This is a genomic window from Streptomyces gottesmaniae, assembly GCF_031845845.1.
In the GTDB taxonomy this organism is placed as follows: Bacteria; Actinomycetota; Actinomycetes; order Streptomycetales; family Streptomycetaceae; genus Streptomyces; species Streptomyces akebiae.
In genome coordinates, this window is sequence record NZ_JAVRFJ010000013.1 from 87,643 (window position 1) to 108,596 (window position 20,954).

At 71.7% G+C, this 20,954-nt stretch carries 19 protein-coding genes; 7 read left to right on the forward strand and 12 right to left on the reverse strand.

The window, feature by feature from the left end; all coding sequences use genetic code 11:
• Nucleotides 1-12: 12 nt before the first annotated feature.
• Nucleotides 13-1,221 carry a serine hydrolase domain-containing protein gene (locus RM704_RS16755; protein WP_078937017.1) on the reverse strand — a complete coding sequence of 403 codons (1,209 nt, stop codon included), beginning with the start codon at nucleotides 1,219-1,221 and terminating at the stop codon, nucleotides 13-15.
• 122 nt (nucleotides 1,222-1,343) lie between these two features.
• Here RM704_RS16755 and RM704_RS16760 point away from each other — a divergent pair, with 122 nt between their 5' ends.
• Nucleotides 1,344-1,799, forward strand: a complete 456-nt coding sequence (locus RM704_RS16760) for a hypothetical protein (protein ID WP_033526096.1) — start codon at nucleotides 1,344-1,346, stop codon at nucleotides 1,797-1,799.
• A gap of 147 nt (nucleotides 1,800-1,946) precedes the next feature.
• On the opposite strand, the gene RM704_RS16765 is transcribed toward RM704_RS16760, so the two are convergent.
• Both RM704_RS16765 and RM704_RS16770 read right to left on the reverse strand, forming a co-directional pair.
• Nucleotides 1,947-2,915, reverse strand: a complete 969-nt coding sequence (locus tag RM704_RS16765) for an alpha/beta hydrolase (RefSeq protein WP_033526097.1) — start codon at nucleotides 2,913-2,915, stop codon at nucleotides 1,947-1,949.
• A 537-nt stretch (nucleotides 2,916-3,452) separates the two neighbouring features.
• Nucleotides 3,453-4,472: a LacI family DNA-binding transcriptional regulator gene (locus RM704_RS16770; protein WP_033526098.1), complete on the reverse strand. Its 1,020-nt coding sequence runs from the start codon at nucleotides 4,470-4,472 to the stop codon at nucleotides 3,453-3,455.
• A 259-nt stretch (nucleotides 4,473-4,731) separates the two neighbouring features.
• Between RM704_RS16770 and RM704_RS16775 the strand changes: the two genes are divergently transcribed.
• Genes RM704_RS16775 through RM704_RS16785 form a run of 3 tightly spaced genes read left to right on the forward strand, consistent with a single transcriptional unit; the run spans nucleotide 4,732 to nucleotide 9,451 of the window.
• A complete protein-coding gene (locus RM704_RS16775; protein WP_063774463.1) occupies nucleotides 4,732-6,009 on the forward strand; it encodes an MFS transporter in 1,278 nt (425 codons plus the stop codon).
• Nucleotides 6,006-6,779 (forward strand): alpha/beta hydrolase family protein, encoded by a 774-nt coding sequence (locus RM704_RS16780; RefSeq protein ID WP_033526099.1) that lies wholly within the window; start codon nucleotides 6,006-6,008, stop codon nucleotides 6,777-6,779. The genes RM704_RS16775 and RM704_RS16780 overlap by 4 nt, the downstream gene beginning before the upstream one ends.
• Nucleotides 6,776-9,451 carry an alpha-L-rhamnosidase gene (locus RM704_RS16785; RefSeq protein WP_033526100.1) on the forward strand — a complete coding sequence of 892 codons (2,676 nt, stop codon included), beginning with the start codon at nucleotides 6,776-6,778 and terminating at the stop codon, nucleotides 9,449-9,451. Before RM704_RS16780 ends, RM704_RS16785 begins: the two co-directional genes overlap by 4 nt.
• 6 nt (nucleotides 9,452-9,457) lie before the next feature.
• Here RM704_RS16785 and RM704_RS16790 read toward each other — a convergent pair whose 3' ends face one another.
• The gene (locus RM704_RS16790) at nucleotides 9,458-10,456 is read right to left on the reverse strand and encodes an alpha/beta hydrolase fold domain-containing protein (RefSeq protein WP_078937019.1); all 999 of its coding nucleotides are present in this window, start codon (nucleotides 10,454-10,456) and stop codon (nucleotides 9,458-9,460) included.
• 217 nt (nucleotides 10,457-10,673) lie between these two features.
• Complete coding sequence (locus RM704_RS16795; RefSeq protein WP_033526101.1) at nucleotides 10,674-11,675, reverse strand: LacI family DNA-binding transcriptional regulator; 1,002 nt, start codon at nucleotides 11,673-11,675, stop codon at nucleotides 10,674-10,676.
• Between the two features lie 161 nt (nucleotides 11,676-11,836).
• Between RM704_RS16795 and RM704_RS16800 the strand changes: the two genes are divergently transcribed.
• Entirely contained in the window at nucleotides 11,837-12,157 is a 321-nt protein-coding gene (locus RM704_RS16800) for an oligopeptide/dipeptide ABC transporter ATP-binding protein (protein ID WP_438828924.1), read from the forward strand.
• On the forward strand, nucleotides 12,154-12,993 hold the full coding sequence (locus tag RM704_RS16805; protein WP_033526102.1) for an ATP-binding cassette domain-containing protein: 840 nt from the start codon (nucleotides 12,154-12,156) through the stop codon (nucleotides 12,991-12,993). Before RM704_RS16800 ends, RM704_RS16805 begins: the two co-directional genes overlap by 4 nt.
• On the opposite strand, the gene RM704_RS16810 is transcribed toward RM704_RS16805, so the two are convergent.
• Together RM704_RS16810 and RM704_RS16815 are read right to left on the reverse strand one after the other, a co-directional pair.
• Nucleotides 12,972-14,495: a glycoside hydrolase family 43 protein gene (locus RM704_RS16810; protein ID WP_033526103.1), complete on the reverse strand. Its 1,524-nt coding sequence runs from the start codon at nucleotides 14,493-14,495 to the stop codon at nucleotides 12,972-12,974. The two genes, RM704_RS16805 and RM704_RS16810, sit on opposite strands and share 22 nt — an antisense overlap.
• Nucleotides 14,496-14,583: 88 nt before the next feature.
• Nucleotides 14,584-15,651 (reverse strand): LacI family DNA-binding transcriptional regulator, encoded by a 1,068-nt coding sequence (locus RM704_RS16815; protein WP_192829605.1) that lies wholly within the window; start codon nucleotides 15,649-15,651, stop codon nucleotides 14,584-14,586.
• Between the two features lie 194 nt (nucleotides 15,652-15,845).
• Between RM704_RS16815 and RM704_RS16820 the strand changes: the two genes are divergently transcribed.
• Nucleotides 15,846-17,549, forward strand: coding sequence for a cellulase family glycosylhydrolase (locus RM704_RS16820; RefSeq protein WP_033526104.1), 1,704 nt, complete (start codon nucleotides 15,846-15,848; stop codon nucleotides 17,547-17,549).
• On the opposite strand, the gene RM704_RS16825 is transcribed toward RM704_RS16820, so the two are convergent.
• The 5 genes from RM704_RS16825 to RM704_RS16845 form a co-directional block, all read right to left on the reverse strand.
• Nucleotides 17,538-17,993 carry a PfkB family carbohydrate kinase gene (locus RM704_RS16825; RefSeq protein ID WP_311590743.1) on the reverse strand — a complete coding sequence of 152 codons (456 nt, stop codon included), beginning with the start codon at nucleotides 17,991-17,993 and terminating at the stop codon, nucleotides 17,538-17,540. The two genes, RM704_RS16820 and RM704_RS16825, sit on opposite strands and share 12 nt — an antisense overlap.
• Nucleotides 17,994-18,081: 88 nt before the next feature.
• Entirely contained in the window at nucleotides 18,082-18,474 is a 393-nt protein-coding gene (locus RM704_RS16830; RefSeq protein WP_033526106.1) for a VOC family protein, read from the reverse strand.
• Nucleotides 18,471-18,776 (reverse strand): ArsR/SmtB family transcription factor, encoded by a 306-nt coding sequence (locus RM704_RS16835; RefSeq protein ID WP_033526107.1) that lies wholly within the window; start codon nucleotides 18,774-18,776, stop codon nucleotides 18,471-18,473. The genes RM704_RS16830 and RM704_RS16835 overlap by 4 nt, the downstream gene beginning before the upstream one ends.
• A gap of 21 nt (nucleotides 18,777-18,797) precedes the next feature.
• Complete coding sequence (locus RM704_RS16840; RefSeq protein ID WP_078937021.1) at nucleotides 18,798-19,166, reverse strand: amidohydrolase family protein; 369 nt, start codon at nucleotides 19,164-19,166, stop codon at nucleotides 18,798-18,800.
• 216 nt (nucleotides 19,167-19,382) lie between these two features.
• Nucleotides 19,383-20,846 carry an eCIS core domain-containing protein gene (locus RM704_RS16845; protein ID WP_438828925.1) on the reverse strand — a complete coding sequence of 488 codons (1,464 nt, stop codon included), beginning with the start codon at nucleotides 20,844-20,846 and terminating at the stop codon, nucleotides 19,383-19,385.
• Between the last annotated feature and the right edge of the window lie 108 nt (nucleotides 20,847-20,954).

Sequence of the window (20,954 nt, forward strand, 5' to 3'; positions counted from 1 at the left end):
TGATCCGGCCGGTCAGGCGCCCTCCGCGCGGACGCGGCTCGCGATGCCCGTGGTCAGTGTCTCCGCCTGCTCCTCAAGGTTCCACCGACCGTCGCGGTAGGCGTGGTTGCTGATCCAGAACACGAGGACGCCGTCGCGCAGGGACCGGCTCAGGAGCCCCAGGGACCAGTCGTTGCCGCCGTCGTGCCAGGCGAGCCGGCCGTCCGGGGTGTCGCGCAGGCTCCAGCCGTATCCGTACGAGTTCTCCGATTCCGGCTCCGGCGCGCGAGGTGCGAAGAGCTTGTCCCTGGCCCGCGCCGGCAGGATCTCGTCCCCCAGGAGCGCACGGTGCCACCGGAACATGTCGTGGGCGGTGGAGAGCATGCCGCCGTTGCCGCGCAGGTTCCAGTACGGCCCGTCGGCGGCCCAGGGGTGGTCGAAGGGCCTGCCCTGGGCGCGCCCCTCGTTGTCGTACTCCACCGCGACCAGGTGCCGAGGCCAGCGGGGCAGCACGTAGCCGGTCTGTTCCATTCCGGCCGGCCGGAACAGGTGCCGGGCCAGGAACCGTTCGTACGCCTCGCCGGACGCCTCCTCCACGATCGCGGCGAGCAGGCTGTAGCCGGTGTTGGAGTAGTGGAACTCCTTGCCCGGGGCGGACCGCAGCCTCGACGAGAGGGCCCGGCGCACCAACTCCTCCCGCGACACCGGGTCGTAGTCGTCGCCGAGCCCCTCGACCAGCCCCGAGGTGTGCGTGAGCAGGTGCTCGATCGTGATGCCGCGCTTGTCCTCGGGCACTGCCTGTTCTCCTCCGAGGAACCGGCTGATCGGATCGCTCACCCGGAGCCGGCCCAGCACCTCCAGTTTCACGATCGCGGTCGCGGTGAACTGCTTGGTGATCGACATGACGTCGTACACGGTCCGGCAGCTCGCGGGAGTGCCCGCGGCGCGGTCCGCCGCTCCGAACCCGCCGCAGTGCACGAGCCGGTCGCCGCGGGCGGCCACCACGGTGCCCCCGGGCCCGGCGGGCAGCGTACGGCGGAGGAAGTCGGCGACCGACTCCCCGTCGGGGTGCCGGGACTTCGTGGAGCGCCCCCGCGACTCGTCGGCACCGGGCCCTTCGTCGCCGGGCCCTTCGGCGCACGCGGCGAGCACCAGCAGCGCGGCCAAGGCAGTGCTGATGGCGTGACGACGGCGGTGGCGGTGCGTGTGGCGGTGGCGGTGGTGAGACGGGGTGCTGCCCATGTGACCTCCAACTTCCGGAATCCGTCCCGAGGTTGGCCATCGCTCCAGCCGCTTCTCAAGCCATGATGGTGTTCGAGCTTGTGCGAGCCCGTGTACGTCCAGGTCAACAGGGGGAATCACGAATGACCACAGCACCGCCCACACCGCCGGACACCGACGCGGCCGCCTTCGTGGCGGCGCTCCGCCGCCTCAAGGCGTGGTCGGGCCTCAGCTACCGCCAGCTGGAACGCCGCGCGACGGAGGCGGGCCACACCCTGCCCTACTCCACGGCGGCGACCATGCTCGGCAGGGACCGTCTGCCCCGGGGGGAGTTGGTCGCCGCGTTCGTGGCGGCCTGCGGAGTGCGGGCGGACGAGGCGGAGGCGTGGCTGGACGCGCGCGTGGCCATCGCGTGCGGGCCACCCGCCGAGACCCCGCCCGTGCCTCGGAACAGTCGGTCGCGGCCGCGCCGTCGGACGCTCGCGATGGCCGTGGCAGTCGCCACCGCGCTCCTCGGCGGCGTGACGGCGACCGGCACCTTCACCGACGACGTGGAGGTCGAACAGACACGGACGTCGCTTCACCTGCCGCGCTCCTGATCAATGCCCGGCGGCTCGACCCACTTGTCGGCGGGGGCGACGCGAGCCGGCCGGCTCGACGCGGCGGGCACCCGCGACGGGAGGACGAGCGGTGTCGACGCCCCGACAGGCCGCTCGGTACGGCTCAGGGATGAGGAGGACCGTCACTCACTCCCCCAGGAGCCGCCGAAGCCAGCGCAGCCGGGCCTCCCGGGCGTCGACCGAGAGCGCGGCCTGCGGCACGAGGCCGTCGAAGCCGTGGAAACCGCCCGGCCACACGTGCAGTTCGGCGCGTCCTCCGGCCTGCCAGATCCTGGAGGCGTAGGTGACGTCCTCGTCCCGGAAGGTCTCGGCGGAGCCGACGTCGATGAAGGCCGGAGGGAGATCCGAGAGGTCGACCGCGCGTGCGGGAGCGGCGTACGGCGGGACGTCGTCGGTGCCGCGCGCCTCACCCAACAGGGCGTTCCAGCCCGTCTCGTTGGCGGTTCGGTCCCATACGCCGAGCCCGGCCATCTGGTGGGCGGACCAGGTGTCGTTGCGGTCGTCGAGCATCGGGCACATCAGCAACTGACCTATGGCACGGGGGCCCTCGCGGTCCCGGGCGAGGAGGGCGAGGGCCGCGGCGAGTCCACCGCCGGCGCTGCCTCCCGCCAGCACGATGCGGTCCGGATCGCCACCGATCTCCTCGGCGTGGGCCGACGTCCACAGCAGGCCCGCGTAGCAGTCCTCGACCGGTGCCGGGTGCGGATGTTCGGGGGCGAGCCGGTACTCCACCGACACCACCACCAGGCCCAGTTCCTCGGCCCAGTCCAGCGGCAGTCCCAGCCGGTTGGTGCCCACGATCATGCCGCCGGGGTGCGTGAAGTAGACGATCGGGCGGGGACCGGGCACGGACGTGGGCCGGCAGACGAGCAACGAGACGTCCGGCGCACCCGGTGGGCCGGGCACGGACCGCTCGTGGACCTCGAAGAGTCCGCCACAGCTCAGTTCGTCGTTCGTCAGGAGGGGGACGTCGCCGTTGAGCCGCTCCCTTGCCGCGGGGATGTCGTCCGGGGTCGCGCTGGTCGGCGCCTGATCGCCCAGTTCCACGAGCGCGGCGGCCAGCTCCGGGTCGAAGGGCGGAGGGGGTGTGGTCATCTGAACCTCCTGGAAGTTGATCGTCTAGGTGACCGCGGTTCCGGCGAGACTGGGTGCCGCCGTGGGGCGACAGCGCGGTTCGGCCGAGGTGGAGGGGCCGGGGCCCCGGAGCTGCGGCTCGACGGGCCGCGGACCCGAGAGGGCAGCTCGGGTGCCCGGCTCTGCGAGCGGCAGGCCCTGAGATCGGAGGATCTGAGATCGGAGGACCGGAACGGGATGGTCACGGCGAGAGCGCGTGTGCGCCTTCTCCGACGGGGCGAGCGGCCTCACTGCTGCCGCTTTCGTTCACGGTGCCGGCCCCTCCGGTCGCGGTGCGGGCCCGTCCAGTCGTGGTGCCGACCCGTGCCCCACCCGTCCCGACCCGGGCCCGGAACACCTCGCGCCGCGTGACGGGCGGAACGGTAACCGGCTGTCCGGTCCACCGTCCAGCCCCTCGGCGAGCGCGCCCTCCAACTGCTCACGGAGCCCGACGATCCAGCTGCGCGGACACCGGCTCCGAGAACGGCACGCCTCGGCTCCGCCGCCGCGGGCACCCCCTCAGGTCGAGTCCCGGTGCTCGATGCCGAGCGGGTCCTCGATCCGTGCGGCGGGCGTCGCCTTCCCGTCGAGTGCGTCGACGACACGGCGGGCCAGACCCCGCGCGAGGGTGTCGGTGTCGCGGACGACCGTGGTCAGGGACGGTCGTAGGAGGGCGGAGCTGGGGATGTCGTCGACGCCGATCACCGCGAGGTCCCCCGGGACGTCCAGCCCGAGAGCCTGCGCGCCCAGCAGCACGGCCATGGCGATGTCGTCGTTGAAGGCGCAGATGCCCGTCACCGGCGGGTCGGCTGCCAGCCAGGCCTTCACGGCTTCCGTGGCACCGTCCAGCTCCAGCGGGACACTGCGGACGACGGGTTCGGGGAGACCGCGCTCCTCACAGACCTGCCGGACGCCGTCCAGCCGCGGCTGGGCGAGGACGTCGAGGCGTGGCAGGTCCGGGTAGGCGTAGCCGAGGCGACGGTGCGAGTCGGCGAGATGGCGGGCCTGGAGCGCGCCGATCGGTTCCTCGGACACCAGCGGGGCCGCCAGCGGGGCGCTGACGTCCTCCGAGGGCGCGCCGTGCATCGCCATGACGACCTCGATGCCGACCGCGCGCATGGCCTCGGCCTCGCTCTCGGGGAACCGGTTCAGCGCGAGGACCGCGGCCGGTGTCAGGGCCTTCCAGACCTCCCGCAGGGGCCGGGCGGGCTGCGCCGAGGAGTGCACGAGGAAAGTGAGCTGGTGTTCGGCGAAGGCGTGGGTCAGCTGCTGGATGAGCCGTCCGAGCACATGGTGGATCGGCCAGTCCGGCAGCACCCCGAGCACGATGTCGGAACGTCCCGTACGCAGCGCGCGTGCCGCCGCCGAGGGCGCGTAGCCGAGCCGGGCCGCGGCCTCCCACACCCGCTTACGGGTCGCCTCGGCAATCTTCTGGTGCGGGCTGTCGTTGAGGACGTAGCTGACCGTCGCCCGCGAGACCCCCGCCTCCTTCGCAACGTCCCCGCTCGTCACCCGTCTGCCTCTGGACGTCCCGGCCATGCATCCCCCTCCGACAGACCCCTTGCCAAAGCCCGTGATCGCGGGCTAGCTTACCCGCTCAGTCAACCTACACGTTTAAGTGGCGCGTTTAAGTAACACTCCGTAGCCATCACTCGTAGCCGCATGCGGGCACACCCGTAGCCGCATGCGGCACTGGCACTCCCCCACACGCGCAGTCTCCGGTACTCAGCGAAGAGGACCCATGTCTGGCCCCACACACCCCACGAGTAATCCCTGGAAGACAGCGACGCTCGCCGGCATGGCCTCCTATCTGGACTCCGCCGCCCTGGTGACGTCGGGGATCGCCATCGGCGGCTACTACGCCGCACCGCTGCAACTCGCCCCCGAGACCATCGGATCCCTGCTGGGACTGCAGACCCTGGCGTTCGCCGCCGGTGCGCTGTTCGGCGGCCGGCTCGGCGACCGGTTCGGCCGCCGGACGGTCTTCACCTGCTCGCTCGTCCTGTACGCGGCCGGTGTCCTGCTGCTGTTGGTGGCGGCGAGCCCCGCGCTGCTGTTCGCGGGTGTGATCGCCACCGGTCTCGCCATCGGCGCGGACCTCCCCGTGTCGCTCGCGCTCGTCAACGAGGAGGCGCCCGAGGGCAGGAAGGGCACCATGGTGGTGTTCTCCAGCATGCTCTGGCTCGCCGGCATCGTGGCCGTCCTGCTGCTCAGCTCCTTCATGGGAGCGCAAGGCATGCTCGGCGGCCGCGTCCTCTTCGCCCATCTGCTGGTCGTGGCCGTCGTCGTCCTGCTCCTGCGGCTCACCCTCAGCGAGTCGGCCGAGTGGGCCGCCGCGCGCCGGGCCGCCGACACCCACCCCAACTCCCCTGCGGAGAAGGTCGAGTTCGGCCGCATCCGGGATCTCTTCCGGGCCCCGACCGGGTACGCCCTGCTCGCGACGGGCCTCTACTACGCCACCTGGAACCTCGGGGCGAACACCCTCGGTCAGTTCGGCACCTTCCTGTGGACCGCTCTGGCCGAGGGCGAGGTCGCGCGGTACTCGCAGCTGACGCTCCTCGGGCTCCCGATGGGTTTCGTCGCGGGACTGGTGTTCATGCGCGTGGTCGACCGGCCCGCCCGGCAGGCCTGGTTCGCCGCCGGGACCGCCCTGATCGTCATCGCCTGGGCCCTGCCCGCGCTGTTCGGACCCGGCGAATTCACCCTGGTCGCCGTCATGCTCGTCTCCGGCCTGGGCAACGCCTTCGCCGGTGAGTCCATCTACAAGATCTGGTCCCAGGAACTCTTCCCCACCCTGCTGCGGGCCACCGCGACCGGCGTGACCATGGCCTTCACCCGCGCTCTCGCCGGACTGGCCGCCCTGGGCACACCCGCTCTCGCGCTGGGCCACACCGGGCTGTTCTTCGGCCTGCTCCTCGGCGTCACCGTGCTCTCCGCGGTCATCGGTCTGGTCTGGGTGCCACGCCTGGCCCGGACCGCCCGGTCCGAGGAGCGTGCCGACGCCGTCCAGCGCGTGGAGCCCGCCGACCCGAGCGGCGCTCCCACCCCCGACACGACCGAGAAGGCTGTGCCTTGATCCGCCACCACGATTTCGCTCACGCAGGCCTGACGCTGCGCTCCACACTGCACATCCCCGAAGGCCCGCCAAAGACCCGCCACCCCACGGTGGTGTTCGTCCACGGCTTCACCTCCAACCGGATCGAACTGCCGAACTTCGTCGCCATGTCACGGCTGCTGGCGGCCGAGGGCATCGCGTCCGTGCGGTTCGACCTCTCGGGCCACGGGGAGAGCGACGGTGACTTCTTCGACGTGACCATCACGGGCGAGATCGCCGAGACGCGCGCCGTCCTGGGCGCGGTCCGCACCCTGGACTTCGTGGACCCGGGCCGTGTCGGCCTGGTCGGCATGAGCATGGGCGGCGTGGTCGCCGGGATCACGGCCGCCGAGGAGCCCCGGATCGCCGCGCTGTGCCTGTGGTCCCCGGCCGCGGTCGCCCCCTTCGAGATCGGCAGCGGGTACCTCAAGGGCCGTGAACTCGCCCCCGAGATCGCGGAGAAGGGCTACGTCGACGCCGACGGCCACCGGATGAGCGCCGCGCTCGTCGAGGACATCGCGGGCCTCGACGTCTACGGCCGGTCCGGCGCGTACACCGGGCCGGTCCGCATCCTGCACGGTGACAAGGACGTCGTCGCACCCCTGGAGTACGCACGCCGCTACCTGGACCACTACGGCCCGAACGCCGAGCTGGAGATCGTCGAAGGCGCGGACCACGCCTGGGGAAGCGTCCCCCACCGCACCGCACTGCACGGCTCCACGCTCAGCTTCTTCCGGAGGCACCTCCGGTGACGAACACCTCCGGTCCCACGGCACCGCACACGACGGACACCACGGCCTCGGTGACGGGCCTGCGTACGGCGGACGACTCCGGTCTCGTCGCCACCGCGCACCCCATGCCACGCCTGTCCTGGTCGCTCACCGGCGAACGGCCGGGCATCCTCCAACAGGCCTACGAGATCGAGGTGTCGACCGACCCGTCCTTCGAGGACGCCACGTCCAGTGGGCAGGTCGGGGCCGACACGGTGACCGATCACCCGTGGCCGGCCCAACCGCTGGCCAGTCGCGAGGTCCGGTACTGGCGCGTCCGGGTCCGCACCGACCTCGGCTGGACACGGTGGAGCGACCGCGCCCGGGTGGAGGCCGCGCTGCTCGACGACGTGGACTGGGCGGCCCGCCCCGTCCACCTGCCCGATGACCGGGGCCGTACCTCCCCCGGCCCGGTGCCGTTGCTCCGCCGGGAGTTCCACCTCCCGGCGGAGCCGGTGTCCGCGCGGCTGTACGTCACCTCGCTCGGGGTGCACCGCACCGCCGTCAACGGCCGCACCGTCTCCGACGACCTGCTGGAACCGGGCTGGACCAGCTACCCCAACCGGCTGCTCTACGCCACCTACGACGTCACCGGCCTGCTCCGACCCGGCGCGAACGCGCTGTCGGCCGCGATCGGCGACGGCTGGGTCCGCGGCCACCTCACCTGGCACAAGAACCGCGACGTCTACGGCGACACGACGGCGCTGCTCGCCCAGCTCGAAGTGGACCTGGCCGACGGGACCAGGGTCACGGTCACCACCGACCGCCACTGGAAGGGCGGTTACGGCGATCTGCTGGCGGCGGACCTGTACGACGGCTGCGAACGCGACCTGCGCCACGAGCCCGACGGCTGGCGCCTGCCGGGCTTCGTCGACGCCGGCTGGGAACCCGTCGCCGTCCTGCCCCTGCCGAAGGGGCTGGCACAACGGGCTCATCCGCCCGTGCGGGTCGTCCAGGTCGTCCGGCCCGAGCGGCGGACCCTGCCCGACGGCACGATCGCCGTCGACGCGGGCGAGAACCTGACCGGCTGGCTGCGCCTGCGCGTCGACGGCCCCCGGGGCGGCACCGTCACCGTCCGGCACGCCGAGGTCCTCGACACCGACGGCCGTCTGCTGACGAGCATCCTGCGCGGCGCCCGCGCCACCGACCAGTACACGCTGGCCGGCGGCAACGCCGAACTGGCGCCGGAGTTCACCTTCCACGGCTTCCGGTACGCCGAGATCGTCGCCTCCCCGGGGGTGGACGTCGAGGCGGTCGAGGTCGAGGTCGTATCCAGCGACCTGCGGCGCATCGGCGAGTTCCGGTGCTCCGACGAACGGGTGAACACCCTGTACGCCAACGTCGTACGCTCCCAGCGCGGCAACTTCCTCGCCGTGCCGACGGACTGCCCGCAGCGGGACGAGCGGCTCGGCTGGACCGGCGACATCATGGCCTTCGCCCCGACGGCCTGCGCCACGTTCGACAGCGCCTCCTTCCTCGACAGCTGGCTGACCGACCTCCGCATCGAGCAGGGGCCGGACGGCGCGGTCCCGATGGTGGTCCCCGACGTACCGCTCGGTGAACTGCCGCCCGCCGAGCTGCCGTTCGCGGGAGCCGCCGCCGGCTGGGGCGACGCCGCCACGGTCGTGCCGGCCGCCCTCTTCGAGGCGTACGGCCGCCCCGGCATGCTGGAGCGCCACTACCCGGCGATGCGCGCCTGGGTCGAGTTCACCGTCGCCCACCTGGACGACGACGGGACGTGGAGCGGCAACGCGCAACTCGGTGACTGGCTCGACCCGGCCGCGCCCCCGCAGGACCCGGCGCGCGCCACCACCGACTCCGGCTACGTCGCCACCGCCTTCGTCGCGCACAGCGCCCGGCTGCTCGCCGACGCCGCCCGCGTACTGGACCGCCCGGACGACGTCGAACGGTACGCGGCCCTGCACCGGCTTACCGCCGAGGCCGCCTGGCACAAGTGGGGAGACCACGCCCGCACGACCCAGACGGGCTGCGCGCTCGCCCTGTGCTTCGACATCGCGCCCGCCGGCGAGCGCGCCGACGTCGGCAAGGCCCTGGCCGCCCTGGTGCGCGCCAACGGCGGCCGGATCGCGACCGGGTTCCTGGGCACGCCGTTCGTGCTGCCCGCCCTCGGGGACACCGGTCATGTGGCCGAGGCGTACGAGCTGTTGCTCAACCCCGAGTGTCCGGGCTGGCTCTACCAGGTCGCCCGTGGGGCCACGACCATGTGGGAGCGGTGGGACGCGATCCGTCCGGACGGCACCATCGACGTCGAGAACGCCGGCACGATGCTGTCGTTCAACCACTACGCCTACGGCGCCGTCGCCACCTGGCTCTACCGGTCCGTGGCGGGGCTACGGCCCGTCTCCCCCGGCTACCGCACGATGGAGTTCGCGCCCCGTCCCGGCGCCACGCTCACCTCCGCCGAGGCCTCGATCGTCACCCCGTACGGCACCGCGTCCGTCGCCTGGTCGATCAGTGGCGACACCCTCACGGTGCGGGCCGTGCTGCCGCCCGGCACCACCGGACGGTTCAGCGCTCCCGAGGGCTGGCATCCCGACGAGCCCGTCGGTGAACTCGCTTCCGGCAGCCACCTGTTGTCCCTCCGCTCGGAGTCGCCCCCGGCAGCCGCGCACTCCGGGAGCCCGCCGGCCTAGGCTCCCTCACGCCCGGTTCGAGACCGGGCCCGCACACGGGCGGCCCGCTGCTCCCTGACACGCGGCGGGCCGCTCTTCCCTGTCTCGGCGCAGGGCGTCGGCGAAGAAGTCGAGCGACCGGTCGACCTCGGCGAGCGCCGGGGTCCGGTTGAGGTGGCCGTGCGGCATGCCCGCGGCCAGGTAGGTCGTGACGGCGACGTCGGACGCGGTCAACTGCCGTGCCAGCAGCTCGGCCGAGGGCCGCAGGTCGTCGTACTCGGAGACCAGGACGCGGACGGGCGGGAGGCCGTGCAGCGGGGCGGCACCCGGCAGCGCCTCGCGCGGGAGGTCGGTGAGCCGGCCGACGTAGTTCTCCACCATGAACTCGATGTCCGCCGTGGTGAACCGCATCACCGGAGGCAGGCCCGCCATCTCGGCGACGGTTTCGCTGTCCAGGGCCGGCACGGGGAAGTGCGCGAACGGGTAGGCCAGCAGCAGCAGATCGGCCGGCCGCAGCGACTCGTCCCGGTCCCGCAGCGCGGCGGACAGCGCCAGCGCCGCGCCCCCGCTCGCCCCGCCGAGGGCCACCAGCTCGGCGTCGGCGGCCTGTTCGGTCCTCAGCCACCGCCACGCGGCGTGGACGTCGTCCGGCGGAACAGGGTGGCGGACCCCGCCCGTCGCCAGCCGGTAGTCGACGGAGACGACCAGGGCCCCGGCCCGTGCCGCCAGTTCGGCCGCGACGACGTGCGCCTCGGGCATGTCGAGGTCGCCGCCGGCGAAACCGCCGCCGTGCGCCCACAGGACGGCCCTGGTGGCGGGGTGCGCGGGCGTGTACGTCCGTACCGGCACGGGGCCGTGCGGTCCGGGTATCTCGCGGTCCTCGACGGCGACGTCGGGCTGCTTCCATTCCGCCGGATCCCGCATGAACGCGCCGAACCTCGACCGCGCGTCCGGGTCGGCGAGATCGGGGAAGGTGAGGCCGGCGAGCAGGTGCAGTCTCTCCGCGAGGTAGGGGTCCAGGGGCATGGTGACCTCTTTCGGTGGTGTCAGGTGGGCGTGGGGCCCGGTCCGGGCGGGCACGCCGAGGGAGGGGGTGGCCGGGCGCACCGAAGGACGGGGGACGGGCAGTGGACGCGGCCGGCGGCGGGTCGGGCGGGGACCGCGCGGGGACCCAGGTCCTGGGCACCCGTCCAGGTTCCCCTGGCGCCCGCCCCTCCGGCAGGCCGGGTGACGGCCCGGCCCGTCAGGCCGAGCCGCGGATCTCCAGCCTGACGTGCGGTTCCATGGGGACCCCGGCGGCCTGAGTGCCGTCGAGCGCGGCCCGCACGGAGTCCGCGTACAGTTCGGCGATCCCGGGGAGGTCCTGGACGACGGTGGTCAGCGGTGGCGAGGACACCGCCGCGGCAGGGGTGTTGTCGACGCCGACCACCGCCATGTCCCGGGGGGCTTCGAGGCCGAGCTGTCGCAGACCGGCCAGCACGCTCATGGCCACGTCGTCGTTGAAGGCGCAGATGCCGGTGACCGGGGGATCGGCGGCGAGCCAGGACCGTACCGCCTCGGCGGCGGCGCCCGGTGCCAGCGGGACGGTCCGGACCTCGGGGGCGGGCAGCCCCAGTTCCGCGCAGACCTTGCGGACGCCGTCCAGGCGCGGCCTGGCGAAGACGTCGACCCGCTCGTCGTCGGGGTAGGCGTACCCCAGGCGCCGGTGGGAGGCAGCCAGGTGGCGAGCCTGGACGGCACCGATGGCGTTCGCACTCGTGATGCCCTCCTCCTCCCCGAGCCCCGTGTCCTCGTACAGGGCGGCGATCACTTCGGTGCCCGCGGTCCTCATCGCCGCGTGGTCGGCCTCGGAGAACGGCGCGAAGGCCAGTACGGCGGCCGGAGTGAGGGCCTTCCAGATCTCGCCCAGTGGGCGGGCGCCCCGGATGCTGGAGTGGACGACGAAGGTGAGATCGCGCTTCGCGAACGCGACGGTCAGCTCCTGGACTAGGAGACCGGTGGCGTGGCCGAGCGGCCAGTCGGGCAGCAGGCCGAGCACCACGTCGGAGCGTCCGTAGCGGAGGGTCCGCGCCGCGGCGGAGGGGGCATAGCCGAGCTTGCGGGCAGCGTCCAGCACCCGCTGCCGGGTCGCGTCGGTGATCTTCTGGTGTGCCGTGTTGTTGAGGACGAAGCTCACCGTCGCCCGCGACACACCGGCCTCGCGCGCCACGTCCGCACTCGTCACTCTCGCGCCTCGCGGTGCCATCGTCGACCACCTTCCACGTTTACGGGCATCAATTTTAACGTGTTAGCGACACGTTGAAGCTACTCCGAGTAGCGATGACGCGGGGTTTCGCAATGGGACGCCCAACCACTCATCCGATCGCCGTCATTGAAGCAGACGCCCCGCGGCGCCCACGAGACGGAGTGACCCTCCAGGTACGCCGCGGCGGACTCTCCGGCGGCATGCTCCAGCGCGTCGTCATCGCCATGGCGCTGGCCGGGTCGCCCAAGGTGCTGATCGCCGACGAACCCAGCACGGCACTGGACGTGACCGTGCAGGCGGGGATCCTGGACCTGCTGCGGTCGCTGCGCGACGAGCACGGCATGGCGATCGTGATGGAGCAGGGCCGGATCGTGGAGGAGGGCTCGGTCGAGGACATCTTCTACCGGCCCCGGCACCCGTACACGAAGAAGCTCATCGAGAGCACCCCCAGCATCGCTCGCACCGAGGGCAGGATCGCGTGACCGGAACTCCCGTACTCCAGATCGACGGCCTCGCGGTGCGCTACCCGGGCCGTGGTTTCCGCAAGCCCCCGACCACCGTCATCGAGGAGGTGTCGTTCGAGGTCGGTCGCGCCGAGACCGTGGCGCTCGTGGGCGAGTCCGGCTCGGGGAAGACCACCATCGGCCGAGCGGTGCTGGGACTCACCCCCGTCAGCGGCGGACGCGTCCTGCTCGACGGCCGGGACATCACCCGGCTCACCGGGCGGGCCCGCCGGCTGCTCGCCCCCGACCTCCAGGCGATCTTCCAGAACCCGTACGGATCGCTCAACCCGGCGCTGCCGGTGGGCCGGACGCTGGCGGAGCCGCTGCTGGCCGGTTCGTCCCGGCCCCCCGGCGAGGTCCGCCAGGACATCGCCGAGCTGCTGCGCAGGGTCGGGCTGCCGGAGGACGCGGCGGACCGGTATCCGGCGCAGTTCAGCGGAGGGCAGCGCCAGCGCATCGCCATCGCCCGGGCGGTCGCCCGAAAGCCGAAGCTGATCATCTGCGACGAGCCGACCAGCGCCCTCGACGTCACCACCCAGGCGGCCGCGCTGAGCCTGCTCTCCGAACTCCAGTCCACGCTCGGCTGCGCGTATCTGTTCATCACGCACGACCTCGCCGTCGTCAGGGAGTTCGCGGACCGCACCCTGGTCCTGCAGAACGGGCGCATCGTGGAGGAGGGAGACAGCGTCGACGTGTGCGACCGGCCCCGGCACGAGTACACCCGCCGTCTGGTGGCGGCCGCACCCGTGCCCGATCCGGACCTGCAGCGGCAGCGCCGGGAGCAGCGGTCGCTTCAGCTCTCCAGCGGCTCGTAGTCGAACCAGTCGAAGTGCGCGGAGGCCGCGGAGGCGAACATGCCGAACACCCGGCCGGTGAAGCCTCCGGCGACCTCCGTGGACAGGTACCGGCCGTCCAGCGAGGCGAGTTCGACGTAGGTGCCGTCGGGTTCCTCGAAGCCGAGCGAGACGAGGTCGGGACCGGTCCGCGCGTCGACCATCGGCGCGGGGGCCGTCCCGGCACGGAGGACCACGGGCCCCGGGGGTACGGGCCGGGACGCCACGACCGTGCTCAACGGGCCGATGCGGGCGCGGACCCGCACCTGTCCGGCGCTCGTCTCGACCGAGTAGTGGTGCAGTTCGTCGAGGCGTACGGCGAGGCCGCCCCGCCCCTGCCCCTCCGTCACGTCCACCAGGGTGCGCACCCGGCACGACGGATGTTGCTGGCGTCGTCCCACGAACGTCACGTCGGCGTCGTCGAGCGACTCGCCACGGGCACGCAGGGTCAGCGAACCGGGCCGTTCCTGGGTGGTGCAGTCCTCCGGGGGACGCCGGCGCAGCGAGATCCACTGCGGCGCCAGCTCGGCGGCGTCGAAGTCGTCCCGGAGCTCCGGCGCGACGGCGGGTGGGCTGAGGGGCCAGGGCGGTGCGGCCATGTCGGTCGACAGTTCACCGACGACGGGCCAGCCGTCGACCCACTCGACCGGCACCAGGTAGGTCTCCCGGCCCATCACGTGCCAGCCGGGGGTGCCGCCGCCGGGCCGTACGCCGAGCAGCACCATCCACCACGAACCGTCGGGCCCCTGCACGAGGTCGGCGTGGCCGGTGTTCTGGACGGGGTGGTCCATGCCTCGGTGGCTGAGGATCGGGTTGGCCGGGCAGGGCTCGAAGGGGCCCGTGGGGGTGCTGCCCCGGGCTATCGAGACGCCGTGGCCCCGCTCGGTGCCGCCTTCGGCGATGAGCAGGTACCAGTGGTCGCCGATGTGGTAGAGGTGCGGTGCTTCGGGGGCCTTGACGCCGGGCGCTCCGGACCACAGCTGTCGACGGGTGCCGGACGTCTCCCCGGTGTGGGGGTCGAGGCGGATCTGTCCGACTCCGGCGGTGGTGCACCAGCAGGTGCCGTCGTCGTCCCAGGCGATGTCGGGGTCGATGCCGTGCACCCCGGGCAGCCGGATCGGGTCGGACCAGGGGCCGGCCGGGTCGGTGGCGGTGAACAGCAGGTTGCCGTCGCCGCTGACGTTGGTGACGATCAGCCAGAATCGGCCGTCGTGGTGGCGCAGGGTGGGCGCGTAGATCCCGCCGGAGGAGGCGGTGTCCGGCGGCAGCCGCAATTGGCTCGGGCGGTCGAGGGCGTTGCCGATCTGGGTCCAGTGCACCAGGTCCCGGCTGTGGAAGAGGGGGACGCCCGGGAAGTACTCGAAGCTGGAACAGGCGAGGTAGTAGTCGTCGCCCGCGCGGCAGACGGAGGGATCGGGGAAGAAGCCGGGGATCACCGGATTGCTGACGGTGGGGTCCGTCTCGGACACGCTGGTCACCCTCAGGGTCCTTTCGCAGTTACAACAGTTACGAAAGTTTCTCTGCTGCTTATAGAAAGTATCTTGGGCAGGCTAGTGAGGGCCGTTCGAGCGGTCAATGGTCTCGCCGGCCGGCTTCCGGGGGCGGAGCGGTGCTGGCCCGGACCGTCAGGGTCGTCGCGATCTCCAGCCCTGCCTGGGGGGCGGCCTCACCCCGTCCGAGCGTGAGCGCCAGTTCGGTCGCGGCCACGGCCATCTCCGTCAGGGGCTGGTGCACGGTCGTCAGGGGCGGGTCGATCCAGGCCACGACCGGCAGGTCGTCGAACCCGACGACGCTCAGGTCGTCGGGGATCCGCAGGCCCGCCTCGCGTGCCGCCTGGTAGACGCCGAGCGCCTGGAGGTCGTTGGTGGTGAAGATCGCCGTCGGACGGTCGGGCAGGGCCAGCAGTGAGCGTGCCGCCCGCTGCCCGTCCTCACCCGTGAGGGGCGCGTACACGACGAGTTCCGGGTCGACCGGCAGACCTGCCGCCCCCATCGCGGAGCGGTATCCGTCCAGACGGGCGCAGCAGTACAGCTGGTCCCGCGGGCCGGCGATCATGGCGATGCGGCGGTGGCCGAGTTCGGTGAGGTGGCGGGTCGCGGCCCGGCCGCCGGACCAGTTGGTGGCGCCGACGAACGGGACGTCGTCGGGCAGTTCCGTGGCGGGGTCGAAGACGACGAACGGGATGCCCTTGGCCCTGAGTTGCTCCCGCTCGGTCTCGGAGAGCTGGGCCACGGACAGGACGCAGTTCGGCCGCCGGGAGACGGTGTCGTCCCAGGTGAGCGGGTCCGAGTCGTGCAGTCCGAACTCGGACACCATGACGCCCACGCGGTGGCGGCGGGCGACCCGCTCGACGCCCCGGATGATCTCGGCCGCCCACAGATGCTCCAGCTCGCGGAACACGAGCTCCACGACGTTGTTGCGCTGTGCGCCCGTGGGCTTGCGGTAGCCGTACCGGTCGACCAGTTCCTCGACGCGGGCGCGGGTGTCCGCGGAGACGCCGGACCTGCCGTTGATCACCTTGGAGACGGTGGGGACCGACACGCCCGCCGACTCGGCGATGAACGCGATCGTGACCGGCCGGGAGGTGTCGCCCTGTCCGTCGTCGCTGTCCGGCGGCCCGTCGGCCGTGTGCTCCGCCAAGATCGCCCGCCCGTCTGCTGGTTCGGTCCCCGGTTCATTCTGGCATCTGGTGTCGCCACGACTGTGGCCTCCGACGCCTGCCCATGTTAATTTCTCCGCCGCCGAGAGAGAAACTTTCCTTCTTCGAGTTCGCATCTCCCGGCCTCCGGGCCGATCCCACGCGTCGCACACCCCCACTTCAGAAGGTGCACGTGATGACGAGAAGACTCGCAAGCGGACTGACGGCGCTGCTCCTGGCACTCGTCCTGCTCCCGCTGACGGCCGCCACCTCACGGGCCGCCGATCCCCCCGTCCCCCCGGCCAGTTCACCGGCCGCCCGCAGCGCGGTGGCGGCCATGCAGCCCGGATGGAACCTGGGCAACACCTACGACGCCATCCCCGACGAGACGTCCTGGGGCAATCCTCCGGTGACCCGGGCCCTCTTCCAGAAGGTGAGGTCGCAGGGCTTCAAGAGCATCCGCCTGCCCGTCACCTGGGGCATCCACCAGGGCGGCGCACCCGACTACACGATCGACGCGGCCTGGATGGCGAAGGTGCGCCAGGTCGTCGACCTGGCGCTGGACGAGAACCTGTACGTGCTGCTGAACATGCACCACGACTCCTGGATGTGGGTCAACACCCTCTCCACGGACCACGACACCGTCCTCGCCCGCTACCGCGCCACCTGGACGCAGATAGCGGCGGAGTTCCGCGACAGGTCGCCCCGGCTGGCGCTGGAGAGCATCAACGAGCCCACGTTCTCCGACACTTCGGGCGACGACGAGAACTACCGGCTGCTGGCCGAGCTCAACAGGGTCTTCCACCGGATCGTCCGCGACTCCGGCGGCGGCAACGCGAACCGACTGCTCGTGCTGCCCACCCTGTACACCAACGCCGACCAGGGCCGCCTCGACGCGCTGGCCACCGAACTGGCGGAGCTGCGTGACCCCATGGTGGCCACGACGGTCCACTTCTACGGCTGGTGGCCGTTCAGTGTGAACATCGCCGGGTACACCCGGTTCGACGCCACCTCGGAGCAGGACCTCACCGCCACCTTCGACCGCGTGCACGCCGCGTTCACCGCGCGCGGCATCCCCGTCGTCATCGGCGAGTACGCCCTGCTGGCCTACGACCACAACCGTCCGGGAATCATCCAACGGGGAGAGCAGCGCAAGTACTTCGAGTTCCTGGGCGACCACGCCCGCCGTCGGAGTTTCACCACCATGCTGTGGGACGCCGGTCAGTTCCTGAACCGCACCACGCTCCAGTGGCGCGACGCGGAGCTGTTCGGGCAGATCAAGTCGAGCTGGACCACCCGTTCCGGGACCGCCTCCAGCGACGAGGTGTTCCTGCCGCGGTCGAGTGCCATCACCGCCGAGGACCTCACCCTCAACCCGAACGGAACCGACTTCCAGGGCCTGCGCCACGGCTCCCGCAACCTCGTCCAGGGCAGGGACTACACGCTCTCCGGCAACCGGCTCACCCTGACGGCCACCGCGCTGACCGAACTGGCCGGCGATCGGGCGTACGGGGTCAACTCGACGCTGGAGGCGCGGTTCTCCCGCGGCGTGCCGTGGCGGATCGATGTGATCACCGCCGACAGCCCGGTGCTGACGGCCACCTCCGGGAGCACCACCGGCCTGGCGATCCCGACCCGGTTCCGGGGCGACCGGCTCGCCACCATGGAGGCCCGCTACGACGACGGGAGCAACGCGGGCCCGGCGAGCTGGACCTCGTACCAGCAGTGGGACACCGCCTTCTCGGCCTACACCGACGACTCCATCAAGTTGACCGCCGAGTTCTTCACGTCCCTGCGGGAGAACTCCAGGGTGACGCTCACCTTCCACTTCTGGAGCGGTGCGACGGCGACCTACCACGTCACCAAGTCGGGCGGCACCGTGACCGGTTCACCCGCCTGAGCCCGCCGGTTCAGCGGACGATCGTGCCGTCGGGCTCGTCCCCCAGGTCGAGCTCCTCCCCCGTGGCGGGCCCTCCCGGTCGCCGCGGGTGGCGACGGCGAAGGCCGCGGTGGTGACGGCACGGCCGAGACGGGCGGGGCGATCGGGGCGGTCGGCGCGGTCGGCGCGGTGGAGGATGCCGGACAGGTGTCCGGCCACGAAGGCGTCGCCCGCCCCGACCACGTCGACGGCCTCGCGCCGCCGGTCCGCCCGGTCGGTCAGACCGTCGGAGGCGATGAGCCTCGACGTCGAGGCAGACGGTGTTGCCCGCGTCCCGTGCGGCTTCGACGGCGGCCCATGGCGGCCTCGACGGCGAGACGCCCGAGCACCGGGGTGATGCCGGTCAGGTGCGGGATGCGGCTTTGTCGGCCGACGTGGGCAGACGTCCGGTTCCACCAGGTCCATGGAGCGGGCTCTCCCGGGGCGTGGTGGTGCGAGGCCCCCTGATGGTGTCGCCTCGGCGTACGCCGGAGTTGTTCCGGGGCAAGGCCCGCTACTGCGGCTCCGTCGCGATCTGGATCAGGTTGCCGCAGGTGTCGTCGAAGACGGCGGTGGTGACGGGGCCCATCTCCAAGGGTTCCTGGACGAAGCGCACGCCGAGGCCGCGCAGCCGCTCGTACTCCGCGCCCACATCGTCCACGGCGAACTGGGCGAGCGGGATGCCGTCCTCGACGAGGGCGTCCCGGTAGGTCCTGGCGGCCGGATGACCGGCGGGTTCCAGGAGCAGTTCGGTGCCGTGGGGCTCGTCGGGTGAGACGACGGTCAGCCATCGGTCCTTCTCGCCCACCGGGACGTCGTGCTTCTTCACGAAGCCCAGGATCTCGGTGTAGAAGTGCTCGGCCTTGGCCTGGTCGTCGACGAAGACGCTGGTCAGATGGATCTTCATGGGGTGTTCTCCTGCTGCGGTCCGGGCGTGTCGGTCATCTGCCACCGCTCGGCTATCTGCCGCAGTGGGGCCGTGTTGAGGTCGTGGAACTTGTAGCGGCCCTCCCGTCTGGTCTCGACGAGCCCCGCGGACTCCAGCACGGCGAGGTGCTGGGAGACCGCCTGCCGCGAGATCCCGAGCTGATGCTTCATGCTCAGTCGGGAACAGATCTCGAACAGTGTCTGCCCGGACTTCTCGGTGAGCTCGTCGAGAATGATCCGGCGCGTGGGGTCGGCCAGGGCTTTGAACAGGTCGTCGGCCACACCCCCAGCATAGGCAAGTCGTCACTTGCATATCAAGGGGGCGTGGAGCTGGTGCGCGTACGGGTAGGGCAGGTTGGGGAAGTCGGAGCCGAGGAGGACACGGTCGCCGAGGGCAGCCAGCCGGGGCAGGGGCCGGCGGGGGAACGGCATGAAGCCCTCGCTGAAGTCGGTGAACGCCATCGTGGTGTCCAGCCGCACCTGCCCGTACCGCTCGGCGAGACCGAGGAACTCCTCGTACTCGGGCATTCCCATGTGGGCGACGACCAGGCGCAGCCGGGGTGCCGCGCCGGCACCCGAGCGATCGGCTCGGGGCCGGTGTGTCTGCCCGCGGCGGCCCCGGTACCACAGTGGATCACCACGGGAACCCCGGCATCGGCCAGCAACCCCCAGGCGGGATCGAGGAGTTCGTCGGCGGGGTCATACGCCTTCGGCTGGGCGGCCCGTTCGACCTCCTCGTGCCGATAGGTGATCGGCCACTCCATCCCACCGGTCAGCGGTCCGAGCCCGTCGAAGTACTCCCACACCTTGCGCAGGACACACTCGGGCATGAAGTGCGTGTGGACGTCGATGAGCCCGGGCGGGGAGAGGGATACCTCACGGGCCGCACTACACGTTCTTCTCGCCCTTCACCGCTTTCACATCCTCCACGAACAGCTGGAAGAGCAGGCGCGTGATGTCGCTGTCCCCGAGGGAGAGGCTGAACGGCTCCTTGGCCTCGGGCTTGAGTCCGATGAATCCGGGAAGTTTTCCCTCACCGCCCGCGGCCGTCGGGAATGTGCTCCCCGTTTCCTCCTCGCGGGTCTTCCTGATGTGATAGGGAGTTCCCTTGTCTCCGGATATCGCCATGTATTGCGGGTGGAAGAGGAGTTCGTGCGCGCCTTCCTTGAGCGTGAACTCGACCATCACCTGCTTGTCCTCGTCATGGAAATACTCGGCCGCCTGACCGGCGTCACCCAGGTGGTTGCTGACGGGCATGACTCCGACGTCTCCGCTGCCACGCGCCTCCGCCTCACGGAAACGCTTCGCGATCCCGTCGGCGTCCTTGCTCTCGGTCTTCAGCCAGTCCTCCGTGGCCGCGGCCTTTCCCTTCCATGCCATGATCTGGCTGGCCTCGCTCGCGAACATGGTGCGGTAGAGCTTCAGACGGCCGTGCCCCTTGTCGCCCAGATCGGCCAGTTCGGCCAGGAGCTGGGGTCCGACGGTATGGAGAATGTCCTCCAGTTTCCGCTTCGGGGCCGCCCCGGCCTTGCCCTTCTTCTTCGCCTTGGGCGGAAGAAGAGCGTGGCCCGCGGCCGTCATCTTGTCCTTCCAGTACTTCTCCTGGAGCAGGGCCTGCGGATCGTCGAGCGTCCGCTGGACCGCGTTCGCGGAACGAGGTTCACGCGCGGAGCCCGCCGAGAGCCGCCCCGGGTCGGCCGTCCGCTGCACCTCGGTCCGGGCAGGGCCTGACATCACCCGGCGCGCGTTGGCCTCGGCGGCCTGCTCGAACCGGTCGGAGGGGTCGGAGACCCGCAGCCCGCCGCCGTTGTCGGTACCGGCGACCGGCCCCTGGCGCTGCTGGATGACATGGGTGAGTTCATGGGCGAGCGTGTGCTTGTCGGCGCCGCCGTCCCCGATGACCACATGACTGCCGGAGGTGTAGGCGCGGGCGCCGACCTCGGCGGCGGACGCCCTCGCCGCGCTGTCGTCGTGGATCCGGACGTCCGAGAAGTCGGCGCCGAGCCGTGCCTCCATGTCCGTACGGGTGGCGTCGTCGAGGGGTTGGCCGGGCGCGCGCAGGACGTCATGGACGGCCGAGCGCTGCACGGTGGGCTCCGCGGCGCCCCGGTGCCCGCAGTCGGCGCTGTGCCGGTGCTCCTCCTGGGCCCAGGAATGACCGGCGCGGCGAAGCAGCTGGACGACCGCCGCGTTGCCCGTGGCGTTCTGCAGTGCGAGCAGTCCCTGCGGCGACGACAGATCCGGGTGCTGCCGCGCGGGTGCCGCCGCCGTGACGGCCGAGCCCCGGTTCTCCTTCCTGTCGTCGCCTGCCTTGTCGCTCCTGCGTGTCCGCACCGACAGCCCTCTCCCCATGACCAACTCGTGAGATTCCTTGCTACACCGGCATCGCCCTGTTCGACGAGGTCCGCAGGGGCAGACCTCTGCATCCGATCGGGCAACTCCGTGGGATGCCGGCCGTCG

Excerpts from the sequence above, each read along its gene's own strand:
- RM704_RS16755 (WP_078937017.1), bottom strand. The coding sequence starts at position 1,221 with ATGGGCAGCACCCCGTCTCACCACCGCCACCGCCACACGCACCGCCAC.
- RM704_RS16760 (WP_033526096.1), top strand. The coding sequence starts at position 1,344 with ATGACCACAGCACCGCCCACACCGCCGGACACCGACGCGGCCGCCTTC.
- RM704_RS16765 (WP_033526097.1), bottom strand. The coding sequence starts at position 2,915 with ATGACCACACCCCCTCCGCCCTTCGACCCGGAGCTGGCCGCCGCGCTC.
- RM704_RS16770 (WP_033526098.1), bottom strand. The coding sequence starts at position 4,472 with ATGGCCGGGACGTCCAGAGGCAGACGGGTGACGAGCGGGGACGTTGCG.
- RM704_RS16775 (WP_063774463.1), top strand. The coding sequence starts at position 4,732 with ATGGCCTCCTATCTGGACTCCGCCGCCCTGGTGACGTCGGGGATCGCC.
- RM704_RS16790 (WP_078937019.1), bottom strand. The coding sequence starts at position 10,456 with ATGCCCCTGGACCCCTACCTCGCGGAGAGACTGCACCTGCTCGCCGGC.
- RM704_RS16795 (WP_033526101.1), bottom strand. The coding sequence starts at position 11,675 with ATGGCACCGCGAGGCGCGAGAGTGACGAGTGCGGACGTGGCGCGCGAG.
- RM704_RS16820 (WP_033526104.1), top strand. The coding sequence starts at position 15,846 with ATGACGAGAAGACTCGCAAGCGGACTGACGGCGCTGCTCCTGGCACTC.
- RM704_RS16825 (WP_311590743.1), bottom strand. The coding sequence starts at position 17,993 with ATGGACCTGGTGGAACCGGACGTCTGCCCACGTCGGCCGACAAAGCCG.
- RM704_RS16830 (WP_033526106.1), bottom strand. The coding sequence starts at position 18,474 with ATGAAGATCCATCTGACCAGCGTCTTCGTCGACGACCAGGCCAAGGCC.
- RM704_RS16845 (WP_438828925.1), bottom strand. The coding sequence starts at position 20,846 with ATGGGGAGAGGGCTGTCGGTGCGGACACGCAGGAGCGACAAGGCAGGC.